The following is a 19,569-nucleotide window of genomic DNA, read 5'->3' as shown; positions in this document are numbered from 1 at the left end:
TCAGGCTGTATGCCTTTTGTCATATTACAGGTCAAATCCCTCCAGAGCCTTTTTAAGCACAGTTCTCTGTTTTTCTGTGTACTCCGGCGCCGTGTATTCTTTCAGGCGTTTTTCCACCCGTTCCTTTGCTTTCTGCTCCACGGACACTCTTCCGCTGCGCTCCCACTCTGCGTAATTTTCCAGGCTGTAAAGCTCCGGATAGTAAATTTCCGTACGGTAGCGCAGAATGGTTTCCTCCTCTGCCAGGTAATTTCCTCCCGGTCCTACTTCCTGAATAGTTTCCAGGTCCATATCTTCCTCTGAGAAAATGTCGATACGCTCCACGGACTTTCTGGCTTCCATGATCTGCTCATCCAGCACATATTTCTCGAAGCTGAACACATTCAGACCGTCCATCTCGCCGAAGGAGTGGAAAATAAAATCTGCCTTTACATCCAGGCTGGTCATAAGGGACATGGCTGTCTCCGCGCCGTTCTGGTAATCCAGTTCTTTTCCCATGGACAGGGAGCCGCCGGTACGGCAGGGCACGTGATAATAATCCGCCATTGCCTTTGCGTACTGGATAAACAGCGCCTCCTCACAACCCCAGGAAACCGGCATGGCCTTTCTCATGTTGGAGACATAGGTGGTATTTCCGTAGACAACCGGGGCGCCGGGGTTGACAAGCTGGGTCATGATGACACCTGCAAGTACCTCCGCGTTATTCTGGACAATGGTTCCGCCCAGAGTCACAGGACTTGTCATGCCGGGAATCGCACAGCAGGCGATCACCACAGGGAGATTTCTCTTTGTATAGGCAAGCTGTCCTTCTATGTCATCCTTGGCATATCGCATGGGTGAGATCACATTTCCCACACCGATGGTGTAGTACCCTTCGTCCGTGTCGTAAAAATCACGGGCAAGCTGTATGGTCTCCTCCGCATCCGTCTTTCCGAAACAGGACATGATGACAGGATGCGTGGAATATTTAAGCGTAAGCGCTCCCTTGATTACCTCTGCCCTCTCTTTCGGAAATGCAGGGATATAGGTGAGCGGTGAGCTTGACAGATTGATCATGCTGCTTGACGCATCCAGCTTGCGGATATTCACATAATCCTCAGGAGTCGGGTCGTATACCTGATTGTCTCTCAAAATCTTCCTGGCCCCTGACGCAGAACAGATGGCCTGTCCGCCTTCCCCGATCTTCAGTTCCTCAAAAGGTGTCTTCAGTACAAAACTGGGCGGTACTGTGGACAGTGCCCGCTCCACTGTCTTTCTGTCGAAATACACACGGTTTCCCTCTGTGCGGATGCCCTGTTTTCTGTACAGCTCCAAAAGCTCAGGATGTTCAAAATCCACACCCATATGTTCCAGCAGATACAGGGTCTTTTCATGAATCGTTTCCAAGTCTGTTTGTTTTATCTGGTTTATTAACATATGCCATCCTCCGTTTACAATTTTACAATGGCTCCCACTTCAATCTTCATGCCGCCCCACAGTTCAAGGGCAACGCCGCATCTGGCAGGGGGGCATTCGGTGCCGAAAAATTCTGTATATATTTCATTCATGGCATCAAAGTCTTTCATCGTGGATAAAAACACATCACATTTCACCACATCCTCCAGTGTAGCTCCCATCTCCTCCACCAGCAGTTTCAGATTGCCAAGGGCTGCTCTTGTCTCCTCCTGGATGGTTCCGTGAATGATATCACCGGTCTCAGGATTCAGGGCGATCTGTCCCGAAACAAATGCAAATCCTCCTGCAATGGCTGCCTCAGCCACAGGTCCCCCGAACACCTTCATTCCTTTTGGGGTGAATACTTCTTTCTTCATTTCTGCTGTTACTCCTTTCCGTTTTTTGTCATCTGACTGATAAACTATTTGTACCAGCAATTCGTCGGAAAACCGTCTGCTGTCCAATATTTTTTTCATAATCTTAAGTTTATCTAACAAAAGACACGAGGATCTTCTCCCCGTGCCTTTCTTAATTTTCCATGCTCTTCAGTTCTTCCCACAAAAATCTGCTGTCCAGTTTTCTTGCTATCCTGTCCGCAAGTTCCCGGCGGCGTTTTCCCTCCTCCGGTTCCCCCTGGGCCTCCTTGATCAGCGCACAGCAAAGCTCCGTTTTCGCCTCTCCCCACAGGGATCCTGCCCGGACAAAACAGGTACGGGCTTTTTCGGCAAATCGCTCTGCCCCGCTGAAGTCTCCCATGCGGCACAGCGCAAGGCTCATATCCGAGTAGAATACCCCCGCCTCACCGGAAATCATGTATTTTTCCCCGATTTCCACGGCTCGTTTCAGGCACACACAGGCCTTTTCCCACTTTTTCTGACGGATATAGCAGATGCCCATATCGTGGTGGCAGGCCGACAGCTCCCTTCTGTAGCGTTCCGTACTGCCATCCGTATGGTCCAGACGTTTTACAGCCTCCATAAAAAGCTTCTCCGCCTTCTCATACTCACCATCTTTCATCATACAGATGCCCAGATACCGTATGAGCATACACTCCTCCTCCAGATGGTGGCGGGTGCAGTCTTTCATAAACTCCATACAGGTCTCGATCACCTGACGCATATACGCGTTCTGCCCTGTCAGGTCCCCATACAGAATGAGCTGCAGGTAATTATAGAAAATGTAGTCCCTATCCGGGATCTCCTTTGCCAGTTCAAGGCTTTTCTCAATGCAGCTTCGTCCTCTCTGAGAGTCCCTGACGAACATCTCATAACGCCCCAGCAGGTATTCCACCCGCATGCGTATGGGTGTCATCCCGGAATCTGTCTCCTGCAGTGCCCGAATCTCCTCTGCCAGCTCCACAAGTTCATCTTCCTTAGCCGAAAAACCGTCGATATTGCCGCTGAACACGGCTTTTCTGGCCAACATGGGATAGAAATCGTAGGAGATCCGGTAGAACGCCTCCAGATATTCCACCTTATACCAGTACATTTTATACCGGTCATGACAGCACTCATAGTGATGGATGACCAGGGAACAGGTTCCCAGATTTTTGTCCTTCCCATACTCCTGTTCGTAATATCTGGCTATGTAATTATGGTATATGTCCTTCTTCTCTTTTGACAGGCTGCTGTATACATACTCCCGGATGATCTGATGGCGGAAGCCATAATGCACCTCTCCGCCCGCCAATTTTTCATAGAGAAGCTTTTTATCCAGCAGCGGTTCCAGTATCTGCAAAAGCTGCTGCTCCTCCATCCCCAGAATCTGATTGATCTCCTCTTTTGTCACGGGCATGGAAAAGATAGAGATAATATCCAGCATGACCCGCTCCCGCCTTGAAAGGCTCAACAGACGGCTCTGGATCACATTTGTCATCCTGTCTGTAAATGCAGCGCCGTCCTCCTGCCGTGCAAACAGCCGCAGGGACTCCATAAAAAACAAAGGATTCCCCTGAGTCTTCCTGTATATCTGCTCCACAAGCTGCGGATTGTTTAAAAGACCCGCATCTGTCTCCTCTATGATCTGCCTGGACTCTTCCAGGGTAAATGGCTTTAACTCAATCTCCTTTAAGATTCCCCTTCCGATAAGCGGGATCTTAAAACTCTTGATATCATCACCGTCATCCTCCCGGCTGGCAGCCACCACAAGTATCTGCCCCTGCCCCATCCGGAACAGGAGATTACTCATAAGCCGCATGCTCATGGAATCCATCCACTGGATATCATCAATAAATAAGAGAATTTTTCTGTCCCGGAAATATTTTGTCAGGTACCGGAACACGGACTCTGTCAGAATCTCAAATCGCGTCATAAAAAACTGTACGTCTGAGGCATTCTGCCGAAGCAGGATATCGGTCGGGGACTCTACATCCAGCCCGTTTCGCTTACAGTATTCATCCACCTTCGCCATGATCCCATGCCAGGGCATCAGATACAGGTCCTTCTCCGTCTCACAGCAGACCCAGGTAAACACCAGATAGTCTGAGTCCTCCACCATCCGCTGGATCTGTTCCAGGAGCATGCTCTTCCCCACGCCTGGTTCCCCTGTGATCAAAAAAGAACGGCAGCGCCTCTCCGAATCCCCGTCTTTTGTGTTGATTCTGGAGTAAATATCATAGAGAATATCCGCTCTTCCGAAAAAATACTCTCCTCTCTCTTCCGGCAGGCGTTTCAGCCTGTTTTTCATATCAGATATTTTCTCATAAAGCTCCTGTGTCTCCTCCTCCGGCAGTTCCTCCACTTCCCTTTCCAGAAATACTTTCAAAGACTGGAAAATCTCCATTGCCTGGACATATCTTCCCGCCTCCGCCAGTTTTTTCATGATGCTGCGGTACAGTTCTTCATCCAGGACTTCAGACTGTATGAGGATCCTGCCGCTCTCCTCCAGAAAATCAAGGCCCTGTCCCGTCTTCTGCCCCATGATCTTAAGCTGCAGCGCTTTTAGATAAGTCCGTTTCCGCTCAAAACGCTCTCCCTCCGCCCACGCCTCAAACTCATAGCAGTTCTTCACAAAGAAAAACTGGAGGAATTCTCCCTTCCAGCTTTCCAGCAGGTTTTCCCTTGTGACATGTTCAATGTCGATATCAATATCCATCTGGCGGTTCAGGACAATCAAGGTGTTGCCTTCCATAGTCAGAATGTCCTGCCCCAGCACTTTTCTTATATTATAGACAGCATCCCGCAGGTTTTTCCTGGCTGTTGCCTCACTGCTCCCTGCCCACAAAACACTGATCGCCTGGCTTCTGGATATCTGGTTATTCACACATAAATAATAAAACAGGCCCTCCACCTTTTGATAAGGAAAAGAGACCTTTTCCCCCAAAAGCAGTACACCCGGCCGTCCTAAAAGCTGAACTTCTATGTCATGAGAATATCTTCTATCCATGTTTTCACCTTTACCTATTTTCCGTAAGATTACTTCCCGCTTCTCTTTTTCAATGTAATTGCGCCTTTGGGACAGTTTGCGGAACAGATGGTGCAGCCCCAGCATTTTTCAGGGTCAAACTTCACTTTCCCTTCTTTGTCTTTATAAAACGCTCCGAAATTACAGATCTTCGTACATTTCCCACATTGAATACAAACGCTTTCATCCCACAGGGTCTCATAATGGGATGTGGGATAGTGAAGCCTTGTTCCCAGTATCCTGGCCATTTTCGTGGGATAACAGTACACGCCGTCACAGTTGCACAGCACGTTATTTTCCCCTGACTGCATCAGTCCTTTTTTGTTGATCTGGCGGATGAGTTCCTTGGTCTCCTCCAGGGTCAGGATTTTGCCCAGTTTTCTGTCATAGGGAGTGTTCGGTCCCTTTTCCAGCTTATTGATACACACATTCACAGGCTTTTCCGTACATCTGCCCATGGCTTTGCAGTTACACGGAAGGATCAAAATTTCCTCCCCCAGGGTATCCATCATGTCATAGGACTCCTGCAGAGTCAGGTACTGTGTCTGGTGCATGGGCACATCCTTTCCTGCCGCTATGTCAAGGGCCGCCTGTGAGGTGCGTTCCATGTATACCTTCAGATCCCAGGCATTTAACCGGTCCACTGTCTCCTGGGAGAATTTCCCGTAAGCTTCCGGTTCATACTGGGCAAAATACGGATACCGGGTATAAAAATCCGTCATTTTATAAAATGTGCTGCCGCTTTCGTCCCCCTCGCATTTTTCCAGTACATTTCTCTGATAACTCTCGAAAAGCAGCCTCTCCGGCTCCGCTTTCCCCCATTCCTTCAGCAGTCGGCAGATTTCCTGTCCGGATACGGGATTTCTTCCGAACATGACGGCAAGCTCCGCTTCATAACCGCGGTACATGGGAACCGCTGCCTCATAAAACTCTTCCGGGACTTCCCAGACTTCCATTGCTTTTTTGTAATTATCTTTCATGCTTCATCCCCCAATTCCTGTTTTTCATCCGTAAATACAGTTGTAACTATTCAGCTGACTGAATAGTTACAAATAGTTAGAAAAAGTTAACAAAAGCGTACCGCCCGATTGTCGGAAAAATGTCGGCTGGCGTCGGTTGGAAATCTACTCTATTCTACCTGATATCAGCACCTGTGTCTACAGCATAGCCCATGGGCAGAAAAAGCCGGGGAAACCTCCTATTGATGTCTCCCCGGCCCTGCACGGTTCTTTTTATTCTTCTGCCTCTGCTTTCTTATCCCAGAACTCACAGTCATCCCTTCCGATCACCTTTGAAGTAAAGGGTGTCCCGTCATGTTTCTTATAATGCCTGGTTGCCCGGAATACATACTTTGCCCCCACATATACAATGGGAACGTTGAAATACACGATCAAAATATTCCCCAGATCTGAGAATGCCCACAGGTTTCCCAGCTCCAGCCCTGCAATGTTGCAGAGGATTCCGAAAGCTGCCACAAAAAGCGCGATACACCGCACGGTATTCATACAGATTTTATCTTTCCTGATCCTGTTTGCCGCTATCTCGGAGAAGCTGATCATCCCCAGCAGACAGGTAAAGGCAAACAGACAGAAGCACAGCGTCACCAGAAATGTCATGACAGCATTCATGGCTGTCCCCGGTGTCAGCACGGCAATGGATTCCGTGAATTTCGGAAGCTTATCAAGCGCTGCCCATGACTCCGCCCCTGCACCGCTCCAGCAGTGAGCCATGACCACTACAAAGCCTGTCAGTGTACAGATGACCATGGTATCCAGGAACACACCCATGGAGGCGATCATACCCTGCTCGCAGGGATGCTTTGCATCTGCGGCTGCTGCTGACATGGTGATGGTACCCTGTCCGGCCTCATTGGACATCAGTCCTCTCTTTACCCCCTGCGCCAGAACAGTTCCGAAGACACCGCCGAAAAAGGCATCCGGCTTAAAGGCGCCGGCAAACACTGCCCGGAAGAAATAGGGAATGGTTTTAACATTCATCACAACTAAAACCAGCACCACCACAATATATAAAACTGCCATGACAGGCACCATCTTGTCTGTCCACTTCGTCACCTTCCTGATGCCTCCGAAAGCAATCGCTGCTGTCAGGAGAATAATGCCTGCCCCCACCAGATAATAGAACAGGGAATCTGTTAAAATGGTGGTATTCGTCACGATTTCTGCCATCCGCCCCACAGATGATACCACATTAAATCCCTGGGCCGGAAGACAGCACAGAGCGTAGAGTATATACAATACAGAGAGAAATATACCGACCCAGACCTTATTGCCCAATAGTCTTCTTCCATAGAAAGGCAGACCGCCTACGAACTCTTCTTCTTTTTTCTCCTTGAATATCTGTGCCAGCACACCCTCCATATAAGCAACTGCCATTCCGAAAAAAGCAGACACCCACATCCAGAACAAGGCTCCGGGTCCGCCAACGGCGATGGCTCCTGTCACACCGATGATATTGCCGGGTCCCACACGCATGGCTGAACTCAGGAAGAACGCTGCAAGCGGAGAAATCCCAGTCTCCACGGAACGCTTCTCTATGAGAATTTTAATTGCCTTTTTAAAATGCGTGACCTGCATAAATCCAAGTTTAAAACTGAAAAAGATACCGGACCCTAAAAGCAGGATGATCGCAAACGAAAAACTTCCCAGAACAGGGATGTTGGCATACCACGCAAAGTTCGTGGGAAAGTCCCACAAAAAATCAGACAACGGCTCGATAAAACCGAAGACACTGTTGATTCCTTCAAATACTGCTTCCATACTTTACCCTCCTAAGTTGTCAGCACTGCAGAACCCTTCTGTGATTATGGAAGGGAGATTTTCTGTCAGGTGTATAAATCTGTTGTTATTACAAGTATATGGGATATTTTTTGCAATGTAAACCTTTTATGTGTTTATTTTATTGCATATCGTGTTGCGTGTTCGGAATTTTCAGACTTGGCAGAAACAGTGTGCAGAGTCCACGATTTATTGACAGACAAATACAAACATCGTACAATATAGATAGAAACACAGGGAAATATAGGAGGTGCGTATATATGAATAAATCAAAGAAATTTGCTTTGGCTGCCAGTGCTTTTCTGTTGCTTGCAGCAGGATTTTCTTCCGTCAGCTCCGGAACGACGGAAAAATTTGTACCTTTATCGGAATATAATGAACAGTTTGCCGGCCAGGAACAGATTTTAATCCCCATCAATAACTATAATAGACAATTTTCATCCCTGGAGCACAGTTTCGTTCCTATTGCAGAATACAATGATACGTTCTCCGGCCAGATACAGAACTTCGTTCCTCTCACGGATTACAACAATACGTTCTCCGGTCAGGTACAGGACTTCGTTCCTCTCATGGATTACAATGATAGGTTTTCCAACCGGACTCAGGACTTCGTTCCCATCTTCCAATACAACAAAAAATTCTCCGATTAGGCTCATGAATATCCGGCTACACCCAAACAATCAAGTTACACCCATGCCGCCCCATTATGACACAGCGCCACCATGCACACCGTCCAAATTTCATTTGACAAAGCTGCACGCATATGCTATAGTTGTCCGCATCAACAGTAAGGAGATTCAAAATGGGTTATCATTTATCAAATCAACCAAAACCAGTTGCCAAGACCATCTCTGTACCATCCGCACCGATGAAACATTGTACAGAGTATGGCATATCATATACGCTATAGATTTCATCGGGAAATAAAAGAATAAAATTCCAGAAGAAGGGACTGCCCTGCCGGGTCAGCGCTCTCTTATTTTATTGCTTCGTTTCCCGTTATATACTGCGTAAAAGGCTATGGACAATGTTTTGTCTGTAGCCTTTTGCTGTTTTACAGAGATATGCGTGCAGACGCAAGCAGATCATTTCTGCTTCCCACAGTCTGTGTCATCAGCAGAAGGCGGATACATGAGAATGTATCACTGCCCTCTGCTTTTTTTGTCCCCCAAACACGGCTGCAGACAGACCGGATCACACAACTTAGAATTTCAGACTGTAAAAAAAGAAAGGAAACATATAACCATGAGTTTACTGGAAATCACCGGCCTGACACACACCTTCGGCGAAGGCCGGCTGTTTAAAGATGCCGAAATGACACTCAACAAAGGAGAGCACATAGGAATCGTCGGCCAAAACGGTGCCGGGAAAAGTACCCTGATCAAAATCTGCACAGAACAGCTCATCCCAGACGCAGGCCGGATCACCTGGCACCCGAAGACAACCGTGGGCTATCTGGACCAGTATGCACAGATCGACCACTGCATGACCATGGAGGATTTTCTCCGCTCCGCGTTTCACTCCCTTTATGTTTTGGAAGATAAAATGAACAGCCTCTATGAGCAGGCTGCCGGGGACATGGACGCGTTAAAGGCAGCAGCAGGCTGCCAGGAAGAACTTGAAATAAGCGGATTCTATACCATAGATACCCGCATCGAACAGGTAGCCTCCGGCCTCGGCCTTTTATCCCTGGGCCTTTCCCGACCGGTGTCACAGATGAGCGGCGGTCAGCGTGCAAAGGTCATTCTGGCAAAACTGCTGCTCCAAAAACCGGACGTCCTCCTTCTGGATGAACCCACCAATTTTCTTGACAAAGAACATGTTGCCTGGCTGGCAGACTATCTCTCAGCCCTTGATAATGCCTTCCTAATCGTATCACACGACTATGATTTTCTGGAAAAGACAGCAAACCGGATCTGTGATATTGACAACAGCAGAATATCCAAATACTATGGCACCTATTCTGAGTTTTTGAAGAAAAAGATTCTGCTCCGTGAGGATTATATCCGTCAGTATTCCGCACAGCAAAAAGAGATCAAAAAGACCGAGGAATTTATCCGGAAAAATATCGCCGGCCGCAAATCCCGGATGGCCCGGGGCAGACAAAAACAACTGGACCGTATGGATAAAATGGAAGCGCTTGATTTAAAAGAACTGAAACCATATTTCCGTTTTTCCGGCCTTCCGCTCACTGCAGCGGAGCATCTGTCTGTACATCGCCTGTCCGTGGGATACCATTATCCCCTTTTATCTGATCTGGATTTTTCCATTACAGGCGGACAGAAAACCGTAATTACAGGGTTCAACGGTATCGGAAAATCCACACTGCTCAAAACACTGCTGGGACAAATCCCCGCAAAAAAGGGCAGCTATACCTTTTCCGAACAGGTAAAGACCGGATATTTTGAACAGGACCTGCTCTGGCCAAACAGCACTCTCACTCCGGTCCAGATCGTATCTGACGCGTTTCCCGCCATGAACGTAAAAGAGATCCGGAAGCACCTTTCCCTCTGCGGCATTACAAGCAAACACGCATCCCAGGCCATCGGGACACTGAGCGGCGGCGAACAGGCTAAGGTCAAACTATGCCTGCTCACCCTCACCCCCTGCAATTTTTTGATCCTGGACGAGCCCACAAATCATCTGGATATCCAGGCCAAAGAATCCCTGCGGACTGCCCTTCTCGACTTCCCGGGCAGTATTCTTCTTGTCTCCCACGAGGAATCCTTCTATGGGGGCCTGGTCCACAGAACCATTGACATTGAAAAAATCATGCGTAAAAAATAATGCCAAAGCGTTATAGAAACGTTATCTTTTCATGCTACGATTCTTCCTGTAAAAGAAACAGCCCCATTACAAGAAAGGATAAATACACATGAAAAATTTAATTCTTGAAACTGAAAACTTATCCAAACAATATGGAGAACAAATGGCTGTCCGCAATGTTTCCCTGCAAATTGAACGAGGCAGTATTTACGGTCTCCTCGGACCGAACGGCGCCGGAAAATCCACATCGCTGAAAATGCTGGTTGGCCTTCTCCGCCCCACAGGCGGCCGGATTATCCTGGACGGCAGGCCGTGGCAAAAGGAATCCCTTTCCAAAATCGGTTCTCTCATTGAGTCCCCTGCCCTGTACGGCAACCTGACAGCGGAAGAAAACCTTCTGGTGCATACCAGGCTTTTAAAGATCCCCAAAACTAAAATCACAGAGGTCCTGGAAACCGTCAATTTAAAAAACACCGGCAAAAAGCGTGTCTCGCAGTTTTCCATGGGTATGAAGCAGCGGCTTGGCATTGCAGCCGCCCTTCTCAATGACCCGGAACTTCTGATCCTGGATGAGCCCACCAACGGGCTTGACCCTTTCGGCATTCAGGAGCTGAGGGAACTGATCATCTCTTTTTCCGAAAAAGGAATGACCGTAATCCTCTCCAGCCATATTTTGTCAGAGGTTGCCCAGGTTGCGGACACCATCGGTATCATCAGCGGCGGAAAGCTTTTATTTCAGGGAATGCCGGATTCCGATGAAAATCTGGAGAACTTCTTCACAGAGGTTATACTGAAAGGAGGGAAAAACTGTGAGTGGACTGAAATCTGAGCTTTTAAAATATAAAAGAACATTTATGGGGAAACTGATTATATTCATTCCTGTATTTTTCGCCGTATACGCCCTGGTCACCCAGACATCCCTCATGAAAGATCCCATGTCTGAGAGCAGTTCCTGGAAATGGGAGAGTCTTTTAGCCCTTATTTTTAACTGGTGGCCCTTTGTGTTCCTGCCCCTGGGATATGCGCTCTTCGCCGCCCTGGCTGCTGCCCAGGAAAAAAAATCCGGAGATTACCGTGCTCTGCGTGCCCGCAATATCCATCCTATGGCACTCTGGATCAATAAGATCACAGCTATGGCTTTCTTTGGCTTGCTTTCCACTCTTGTCCTCATGGCTGCGGCTGTCACGGCCGGCCTGCTTACAAATGCGGGAGCCCTGCCCTTCGGGAAGATTTTTACAGCCGGCATGGTCTGTTGGCTCTCTTCCCTCACACTGATTCCCATCCAGCTATGGGCTGCTGTGTGGAAGGGATTATTTCTCAGTATGGGAATCGGATTCCTGGGTATGATCACAGGAGTCCTGGCAGCGCCAATGTCTTTTTGGATGGCAGTTCCCTGGAGCTGGGCCACAAGAATGATGTGTCCCCTGATCGGTGTACATCCAAACGGCATTCTTTTACATGCAGGTGATCCCCTTCTGGATTTTTCTGTGATCCCTGTAGGACTTGCTGTCTCTCTGGCTGCGTTTTCTGCATTTACACTGCTCACTGCAGCCTGGTTCGCAAGAAGGGAGGCGAAATGATGCGCTTTTTATGTTCAGAATGGCTCAGGACAAAACGGACGGCGATCCGTTTTCTCACATTCTGTATGCCGGTCCTTTTTTCCCTTTGTGCAGCCGCCTACCTCATATCACATCCCGGCAGTACACAGGCATTTGCCTTTGAAGGATTTTTTACCATATGGACCGTATTTTTCATTCCCATAGGGGCAGGTGTCTTCGCAGGATTTCTTGTACATGAGGAAGAGCTTGCCGGCAGCTTTAACGGATTTTTAGGAACCGGTATTTCCAGAATCAAACTTTATATGGGAAAGTTCTCGCTTCTGCTGTTCTGCCTGACCGCCTGTACCTTTACAGCGGTGCTGACACTTTGCATCTGCGTAAAGCCCGTAATGCCGGAAGTTATCTCATTCCGGCTGTTTCTTCCGGCTGCTGCCCTTATGGTGATGGGAACACTTCCCCTCCTTGCCCTCCACCTGTGGATAAGTTTTGCATGGGGCATGGGCGCTTCCATCGGCATCAGCATGGGCGGCCTGCTCATGGCAGCCATTCTGGGACTCACCGGCATGGGATCCCGGATCTGGCCCCTGATTCCCTGGACATGGCCGGTAAAATTAGGTATGCTGCCGGGTGCTCTGATTCCGGAAGAAAGCGCTGCCATCCGATCCACAGAGATTTTTTCCGGTATCATGCACACAGCCGCCGTGGGATTCAGTGCAGCCGCAGCGGGCCTGCTTCTCTTCCTGGCAGGCGGAATGATGTGGTTTCATTTATGGGAAGGAAGGAAAAACTGCGAGTAACCAAAAAAAGAAAGGAAAACTATCTTGAGCAGAATACTGATCATTGACGATGAAACAGACCTGGTCATGCTGCTGGAGGACGAGCTGCGTGCAAAAGGCCATGACGTGCTCACTGCCTATGACGGACAGACCGGCATAGAGCTCTCCAAAAAACAGCCTGATCTTATTATACTGGACATTATGATGCCCGGAACTGATGGATTTGAAGTCTGCCGGGCAATCCGGGACGAGGTCCTGTGCCCCATTATTTTTTTGAGTGCCAGACAGTCCGAGACGGATAAAGTCAGGGGACTGACCCTTGGCGGTGATGATTACGTGACAAAACCCTTTGGTCTTCGGGAACTGATGGCACGGATTGACGCCAATCTGCGAAGGGAAAAGCGCTCACAATATATCAATGCAGAGCATAAACGCTCCAAACTCTATTTCGGAACGCTCTGCCTGTATCTGAAAGAACGCGCTGTCAAAATTGAGGGCAGCAGAATCGATCTGACCAGACGGGAATATGACATTGTGGAGCTTCTTGCCCTCCACGCAGGCCAGGTCTTCTCAAGAGAACAGATCTATGAAAAAGTCTGGGGCTATGATTCCGAGGGGGATTCCGCAACGGTTGTGGAGCGGATCAAAAATATACGCGCAAAATTTGCCGCAGTGACCCCCGGCAGAGAATACATTTCCACAGTCTGGGGGATCGGATATAAATGGAACAAAATGTGAAAAGGCGGGAAAATAAAATGAAGAACAAATCACTTGCCGCCCTGTTCAGGCATACATTTCTTATGACCCTGGCAGCCTGCCTGACAGCCACCGTGCTGACTTACGTGCTGGCTGCCGCCCTGTTTGCCTATGCTCTTGACAGGTATATTTTACCGGCAAATTATTATCAGCAGCAGGTTTCCGATGTGGCCGCATATGTCCGTGAAAAAAACAAGACACTGCTGTCCCCATCAGAGGAAAATGGATTAAAACATTCTTTTCAGGGGAACGGCATGCTCTATCAGGTGGTGGATTCCCGGGGTAATCTCCTGTACGGCACCAATGTCCAAAAACCCTTTGCCTCAGCTGAGGAACTTTTTGACAGCTTCGCGGATGAAACCGTCATCCGTCAGGGGTATTACATTTATACAGTCCCCATCACAGAGGAAAGCGGGGAACACGCAGGTGCTGTACTTCTCTTCTACCATATAAGCCCCACATTTGCCAATCATAAAGGATGGGTGGTCTCTGCCGTTCTTCTTCTGGCTCTTCTCTCTCCGTTTTTCTACATGATTGGTTTTACCCTGCTGTTTTCAAGAATCTTTGCCAAAAATGTAAATGCGCCTCTGCAGCTTTTGACGGAAGCCTCTAAAAAGATCAAAGAAAAAAATCTGGATTTTGAAATCAACTATTCTTCAGACAATGAACTTGGCAGGCTGTGCAGTGCCTTTTCAGAGATGAAGGAGGAACTGAAAAAATCCCTGTCCGCCCAGTGGGAAATGGAACAGGAACGTGTTTGGATGGCGGAATCCCTGGCGCACGATTTAAAATCCCCCCTTTCGATCATACTGGGGTATACAGACTCCCTGCTTGAAAACACACCGGACGACACGGAAAAGCTCCGCAGATACCTGACTGTCATCAGGAACAACACAAAGAAAAGCACTGCCCTGGTCCAGCAGATGCAGTATGCCTCCGATCTTGAAAGATCCGGCCTCCGACTGGAACCGTCCCCACTTGATATCGCTGTATTTCTCACACAAAAAATTCAGGACTACCAACTGCCTGCCCGCCAAAAGGGGATCACCCTCTCCCTTCACCTGCCTGAACGGATACCACGTTCTGTCTGCACTGACGCGGATAAACTGGCACGTATCCTTGACAACGTCATCTCCAACAGCCTGCAGTATACCCCGCAGGGCGGCCGAATAGACATTTCCGTAAAGGCGGAAAAAGACTGGCTGCGCTATATTGTCTGCGATACAGGAAGCGGCTTTGCCCCGAAAGATTTGAAAAAGGCGCTGGATAAATTTTACCGCGGTGACGAATCCCGGCAGAGTAAAGGAGGCCACTCCGGCCTGGGCCTGTACATTGCCGCGCAGCTGGCCGGGCAGCTTGGCGGATCTGTTGAAATCGGAAACACCAAAGCCGGCGGCGCATGTGTGACCTTCTGGCACAGCATTTAATCATAAGAAGAAGGCTGATCTTCGCGAGACCAGCCTTCTTTTTCTGTTCTGCTGTGCGCAGATATTTTTATGCTTTTGTACCTGTCAGCGCAATTCCCTCAATGAACTGTTTCTGGAAAATCAGATAGATCACAATCATAGGCACCATAGCCAGCACAGACCCTGCCATCAGGTTGGGGTAATTCACGGAAAACTGTCCGCGAAGCGTCGACAATCCTGAGGAAAGCGTCAGCATATCCAGCTTGGTATTTACGATCAGCGGCCACATCAGGTCCGCATAGGCAAACAATGCCGTGAACACTGCCAGTGCCGCGATCGCCGTCTTCGTAAGCGGAAATGCAATGCTCACAAAGGTTCTGAACTGCCCGCATCCGTCTATTCTGGCTGCCTCGATCAGATCATCCGGGATTCCCATATACGTCTGCCTGAGGAAAAAGGTACCAAAGGCACTCACAAGTCCCGGGAACACCAGCGCGAAGATGGAATCCGTCCTGCCTATGGCAGAGATCATTTCATACTGGGGTAGAATAAACACCTGCGCCGGGAACATAAGCTGTGATACCACCAGCGCAAAGCACAGATTCTTCATGGGAAAATGTACCTTTGCAAAGGCGTATGCCGCCATGGACGAAAATACGACTGCACAGACCACGCGGATGAAGATCATCATCAGCGTATTATAATACAGCTTCAAAAACGGAAGACTGTTCGTCACCTGTATATATGCCGCTGTATTCTGAAACGACTCCGGGAAAAATGTAGGCGGCACCAATGTCGTCTCCGGTACACTCTTAAAACTTGTCAAAATCATCCATAAAAATGGAAAAATCATTATTACACTGCCGAGTATCAGCACAAGATATATAAAAATATTGGCTTTGCTGATCTTTCTGCCATTTCTGCTTGCTCCAGCCATCACCTGTAACCTCCTCCTGCATCACACATCGTAAGTAACCCATTTTTTCTGTCCGATAAACTGAATGATCGTTATAACGGCGATCAATATCACACACCAGACAACCAGCGCAGAACCGTATCCCTTATTATTTTTCACAAATGTTTCCTGATAGAAATTATAAAGGATTGTCTCCGCACTGCGGATCGCAGGGTTTGTCTTCTCAATCATCATATAGACAATATCGAATACTTTCAGGGATGCCATCACACGCATCATCAGGACAAAAAACAGGGTTGGTGAAACCAGGGGAACCGTGATCTTCCGAAACTGCTGGAATCCCGTGGCGCCGTCTATCCTTGCCGCCTCATAATAGGTTCTGGATATACTCTGCAGCCCTGAAAGAAGCAGGATGGCATCATATCCCACGCTGCTCCAGATTGTCACGATGGCGCAGGTCAGAAGCGCTGTCTTAGGGTCTGCGATCCAGTTGATATCCGAGGGAAGATGCAGCGCCCCAAGTACGGTATTGATGATTCCGTACTCAGAGTTAAACAGCCACTTCCACACCATGGCTACCGCCGCCGGAGCAACTACCATGGGGAGAAAGTAAATGGCTCTGAATACTGTTTTTCCCTTGATCTTCTGGTCCAGCAGAACCGCGATGATAAGGCCGAAGATCACGGTCACCGGAACCGTAAGGACCATAAATACCAGTGTATTTTTCGTGATGGTCCAGAAGCCGGCGCTCTGGAACATTTTAATATAATTGTCCAGTCCCACAAATGTCCACTTTCCGAAGGCTCCTGATTTGAAAAAGCTCATATAAACCGTCCGAAGCAGCGGATAAATGTTCAGGATGATCAATCCGATGACGGTTGGCATCACCATAAAGAATCCCGTTGCCGCACCTTTGCTGTATTTTGTCTTTGTTTTCTGCTGTCTTGCCACCTCGTCCACCTCTCATTCTCAGTGTTCTGTAGCCAGGCTCTCATCCACTTGCTGCTGACACTGTTTACATGCATCCTCAAAACTCATATTTCCGCTGTATACCTCCAGAAGTGTTGCCTCAACCTCCGGGAACCAGGTGGATTTTGTCTTGGAATAGGGATACTGTACGCTGTACGCAAGCTGGTCTACATATGCCTGTACATTCTTACCCTCATAGTTTTTGGACCAGGATTCGCCTGTTCCGTTGAAGGCCGGGATCGCTGCTCCGTTTTCTCCGTGGATAATGGCTGCCTCCTCGGTTCCCAGGAATTTCAGGACATCTTTAACCACATCCAGGTTCGGGTTATCTGCTGCTGTGGCGTATGCAAGTCCGTTGGAAATGCTGGCACGTCCGTCGCCTTTGACCGGATCCGGGCATTTTGGCAGCACTGCCACATCCCAGTTCAGGTCAGGATAATTGATATACAGGTTGTTGATGCCCCAGCTTCCGAAATACATCATGGCACCCTCGCCTGCGAAGAAACGCTCTGCCTTTCCCAGGTCGGAAAGCTCTGACTGATTCGGTGAGAAATCATAGGCAAGCTGCCAGTCCATGTACTCTTTTAAGCCTTTTTGGGTACCGGGTCTTCAAAGCCCGCTTTTGTCTTGTCCTCATTTACATAGAAACCGCCTGCCTGGTAAATGGTATTCAGCCATCCCTCCTGCTCGTTGTGATCAGCCATAATACCGTATTTTCCTGTCTTGTCGTGAATAGTCTGAGATGCTTCCACCAACGTATCCCATGTCCAGGTATCATCCGGATAGGAGACACCTGCCTCATCGAAAATGTCCTTATTGTAGACAAGCGCCACAGTATCTACATCTTTCGGAACACCGTAAACCTTGTCCTCATAGGTAAAGTTCTGGACCAGATTCTCTGCAAAGTTCTTGGTGTAATAATCTTTTCCCTCATCGTACAGGTCTGTCAGATCTGCCAGAATGCCTGCCTCCGCATATTTGCTGAATTCATTTGTGTGCATCCAGAAAATGTCGGGGAGAGAGTTGCTGTTTGCCATTGCCTCCAGTTTTGTCCAGTATTCACTCCATGTGGAGATCTGTACGTCAATGGTCACATTGGGATGCTGCTCGTGATAAGCCTTTGCCAGTGCCTCCATACCTGCCTGCTGGTAGATCTCCCAGCCCAGCATGGTGAGCTTCACTTCTTTGTCGGAAGAGGTTCCCGATGCCTCAGTACCGCTGTCCTTGCTGCCGCCTGAACTTCCCTTGGAATCCGTACCTCCCCCGGAGCCGCATCCGGCCATGACGGACGCCAGCATACATGCTGTTAAACCTAATGCCCAATAACGTTTTTTGTTTCTCATAACTTTTCCTCCCATATGTCATTATTTTTTACACATTTCTTTTTGCATTAAGGAAATATGTCTCATATATGATGTTTATCATTATAACATTTCGTCATTTTCCACAAAACATCATAAGCTGGCAATATGTGTACAATTTGGATGTACAAAGTAGTATTTTGTATATACATGCGCGATTTTGATAGTATATTTAAATTACAGCCTCTATTTTTCGCATTTTTTCATTATTTTTTTCTACTTTACAGTTTTCTTTTCAGTCTATAAAATAACAATGCAATCTCCGCTTTTGCGAAAATTCATTTTTACTCAGGAGGCATACATATGGAAAGCTACATCTTTAACTTTAATGAATACCAGGACTTAAATTTACTGGAAATCGGCGACCAGCAATGTACCCCGCTTTATTCTTTTGGTCCGTACATCAGGAATGAATATATTTTCCATTATGTGCTTTCCGGAAAAGGCTATATCTCTTACGCGCCGTCCACCTGCTCTGACAACAAAATCCTGGCAGACATATCCGGCAGTATCGAGATCAATGCAGGGGAGGGATTTCTTTTTGAGCCACACAGCAAACACATATATCATGCGGATGAGAAGGAACCGTGGCATTACATCTGGATTCTCTTCAAGGGGTTATGCGTTCCCCAGTACCTGCGTGCCTGCGGACTGAACCACGGTTCGCCCGTCTATCATCCCAAGGATTACAGCGCACAAACCACCACAAGCATAAAAGAGCATCTGTCCGCCATCCTGCAGCATCCCCACGCCTCCAAGGCATTTATCATAGGGCATCTGCACCTGTTTTTTGACACCCTGATCAAAAACGCGGCAGGCTCCATCAAATCCGGGCACGCCAATATCCGCATCGCCGACCTATACATATCCGAGGCGGTCCGCTACATAGGCGCAGAGTACGCCGGCATCCGCTCCCTGGACGAAATATCCAACTACTGTAATGTGAGCAGAAGCCACCTGACCAAATTATTCCGCGCCAACCTGCATATGTCCCTGCAGGAATATCTGATCCAGTTTCGGATCAACAAATCTCTGGATCTCCTGGCGAGTACCAATCTTCCGGTCTACCAGATTGCTTATCATGTGGGATATGAAAATGAATTGAACTTCTTAAGAGCGTTTAAGAAACAGATGGGTATATCACCGAGTACGTGGCGGAAGCAGAATAAGCTATGACAGCCTGATTCTCCGTTGGCTCCTACGCCTCGTATCCGGTGCGGTTTTTGTTGATGTAGTGCTGACCATAAACAAAAGAGACCGCCGGCAAGCCGGCAGCCTCTTTTGTTTATTTAGGAATGAATATTGTGGCCTTTATTTTTCAAATCAGTGGTGTGCGTGATGCTCTTCCACTGCAACGTCTTTGCATACTCTCTCGATCATATCTTCATCTGCAAGGTACGGCATGGTGATGTAATCCTGCCCTTCCCTT

Annotated in this window: 17 protein-coding genes; 8 read left to right on the top strand and 9 right to left on the bottom strand. The window is 48.2% G+C overall.

The genetic code is table 11. From position 1 onward, the window contains the following. Window positions 1-24: 24 nt before the first annotated feature. From WMO65_RS24675 to WMO65_RS24655, 5 genes are all read right to left on the bottom strand, one after another. A complete protein-coding gene (locus tag WMO65_RS24675) occupies window positions 25-1,416 on the bottom strand; it encodes a trimethylamine methyltransferase family protein (protein WP_148393611.1) in 1,392 nt (463 codons plus the stop codon). A 14-nt stretch (window positions 1,417-1,430) separates the two neighbouring features. Next, window positions 1,431-1,811 (bottom strand): RidA family protein, encoded by a 381-nt coding sequence (locus WMO65_RS24670; RefSeq protein WP_187370684.1) that lies wholly within the window; start codon window positions 1,809-1,811, stop codon window positions 1,431-1,433. Between the two features lie 151 nt (window positions 1,812-1,962). Beyond that, window positions 1,963-4,818, bottom strand: coding sequence for an ATP-binding protein (locus WMO65_RS24665; protein WP_187370683.1), 2,856 nt, complete (start codon window positions 4,816-4,818; stop codon window positions 1,963-1,965). Window positions 4,819-4,847: 29 nt separating this feature from the next. Continuing rightward, the gene (locus tag WMO65_RS24660; RefSeq protein WP_148393608.1) at window positions 4,848-5,816 is read right to left on the bottom strand and encodes an ATP-binding protein; all 969 of its coding nucleotides are present in this window, start codon (window positions 5,814-5,816) and stop codon (window positions 4,848-4,850) included. A gap of 252 nt (window positions 5,817-6,068) precedes the next feature. Continuing rightward, on the bottom strand, window positions 6,069-7,613 hold the full coding sequence (locus tag WMO65_RS24655) for an alanine/glycine:cation symporter family protein (protein WP_148393607.1): 1,545 nt from the start codon (window positions 7,611-7,613) through the stop codon (window positions 6,069-6,071). A gap of 278 nt (window positions 7,614-7,891) precedes the next feature. On the opposite strand from WMO65_RS24655, the gene WMO65_RS24650 reads away from it, so the two are divergent. The 7 genes from WMO65_RS24650 (at window position 7,892) to WMO65_RS24620 (ending at window position 14,915) form a co-directional block, all read left to right on the top strand. After that, the gene (locus WMO65_RS24650; RefSeq protein WP_103731430.1) at window positions 7,892-8,281 is read left to right on the top strand and encodes a hypothetical protein; all 390 of its coding nucleotides are present in this window, start codon (window positions 7,892-7,894) and stop codon (window positions 8,279-8,281) included. A gap of 595 nt (window positions 8,282-8,876) precedes the next feature. Next, a complete protein-coding gene (locus WMO65_RS24645; protein WP_148393606.1) occupies window positions 8,877-10,418 on the top strand; it encodes an ABC-F family ATP-binding cassette domain-containing protein in 1,542 nt (513 codons plus the stop codon). Window positions 10,419-10,506: 88 nt separating this feature from the next. Next, window positions 10,507-11,226, top strand: a complete 720-nt coding sequence (locus WMO65_RS24640) for a lantibiotic protection ABC transporter ATP-binding protein (protein ID WP_148393605.1) — start codon at window positions 10,507-10,509, stop codon at window positions 11,224-11,226. Continuing rightward, window positions 11,207-11,977: a lantibiotic immunity ABC transporter MutE/EpiE family permease subunit gene (locus WMO65_RS24635; protein WP_148393604.1), complete on the top strand. Its 771-nt coding sequence runs from the start codon at window positions 11,207-11,209 to the stop codon at window positions 11,975-11,977. The genes WMO65_RS24640 and WMO65_RS24635 overlap by 20 nt, the downstream gene beginning before the upstream one ends. Then, a complete protein-coding gene (locus WMO65_RS24630; RefSeq protein ID WP_148393603.1) occupies window positions 11,974-12,753 on the top strand; it encodes a lantibiotic immunity ABC transporter MutG family permease subunit in 780 nt (259 codons plus the stop codon). Before WMO65_RS24635 ends, WMO65_RS24630 begins: the two co-directional genes overlap by 4 nt. 24 nt (window positions 12,754-12,777) lie before the next feature. Continuing rightward, a complete protein-coding gene (locus tag WMO65_RS24625; protein WP_033141364.1) occupies window positions 12,778-13,470 on the top strand; it encodes a response regulator transcription factor in 693 nt (230 codons plus the stop codon). 17 nt (window positions 13,471-13,487) lie between these two features. Next, a complete protein-coding gene (locus tag WMO65_RS24620; RefSeq protein WP_148393602.1) occupies window positions 13,488-14,915 on the top strand; it encodes a HAMP domain-containing sensor histidine kinase in 1,428 nt (475 codons plus the stop codon). Window positions 14,916-14,982: 67 nt separating this feature from the next. Here WMO65_RS24620 and WMO65_RS24615 read toward each other — a convergent pair whose 3' ends face one another. From WMO65_RS24615 to WMO65_RS24600, 4 genes are all read right to left on the bottom strand, one after another. Beyond that, window positions 14,983-15,831 (bottom strand): carbohydrate ABC transporter permease, encoded by an 849-nt coding sequence (locus tag WMO65_RS24615; RefSeq protein ID WP_033141362.1) that lies wholly within the window; start codon window positions 15,829-15,831, stop codon window positions 14,983-14,985. A 21-nt stretch (window positions 15,832-15,852) separates the two neighbouring features. Beyond that, window positions 15,853-16,701, bottom strand: a complete 849-nt coding sequence (locus WMO65_RS24610; protein WP_052099451.1) for a carbohydrate ABC transporter permease — start codon at window positions 16,699-16,701, stop codon at window positions 15,853-15,855. Between the two features lie 78 nt (window positions 16,702-16,779). Next, on the bottom strand, window positions 16,780-17,355 hold the full coding sequence (locus tag WMO65_RS24605; protein WP_349064700.1) for a type 2 periplasmic-binding domain-containing protein: 576 nt from the start codon (window positions 17,353-17,355) through the stop codon (window positions 16,780-16,782). Window positions 17,356-17,363: 8 nt separating this feature from the next. After that, a complete protein-coding gene (locus WMO65_RS24600; RefSeq protein WP_349064699.1) occupies window positions 17,364-18,122 on the bottom strand; it encodes an ABC transporter substrate-binding protein in 759 nt (252 codons plus the stop codon). Window positions 18,123-18,443: 321 nt separating this feature from the next. Between WMO65_RS24600 and WMO65_RS24595 the strand changes: the two genes are divergently transcribed. Next, window positions 18,444-19,316, top strand: coding sequence for an AraC family transcriptional regulator (locus WMO65_RS24595; RefSeq protein WP_033141359.1), 873 nt, complete (start codon window positions 18,444-18,446; stop codon window positions 19,314-19,316). The last annotated feature ends 253 nt before the right edge of the window (window positions 19,317-19,569 follow it).

The sequence above is a fragment of the Blautia caccae genome, assembly GCF_040095955.1.
GTDB classification, from domain to species: Bacteria; Bacillota; Clostridia; order Lachnospirales; family Lachnospiraceae; genus Blautia; species Blautia celeris.
The sequence above is the reverse complement of the archived record's forward strand: the minus strand, read 5'-3'. Positions and strand labels throughout refer to the sequence as shown.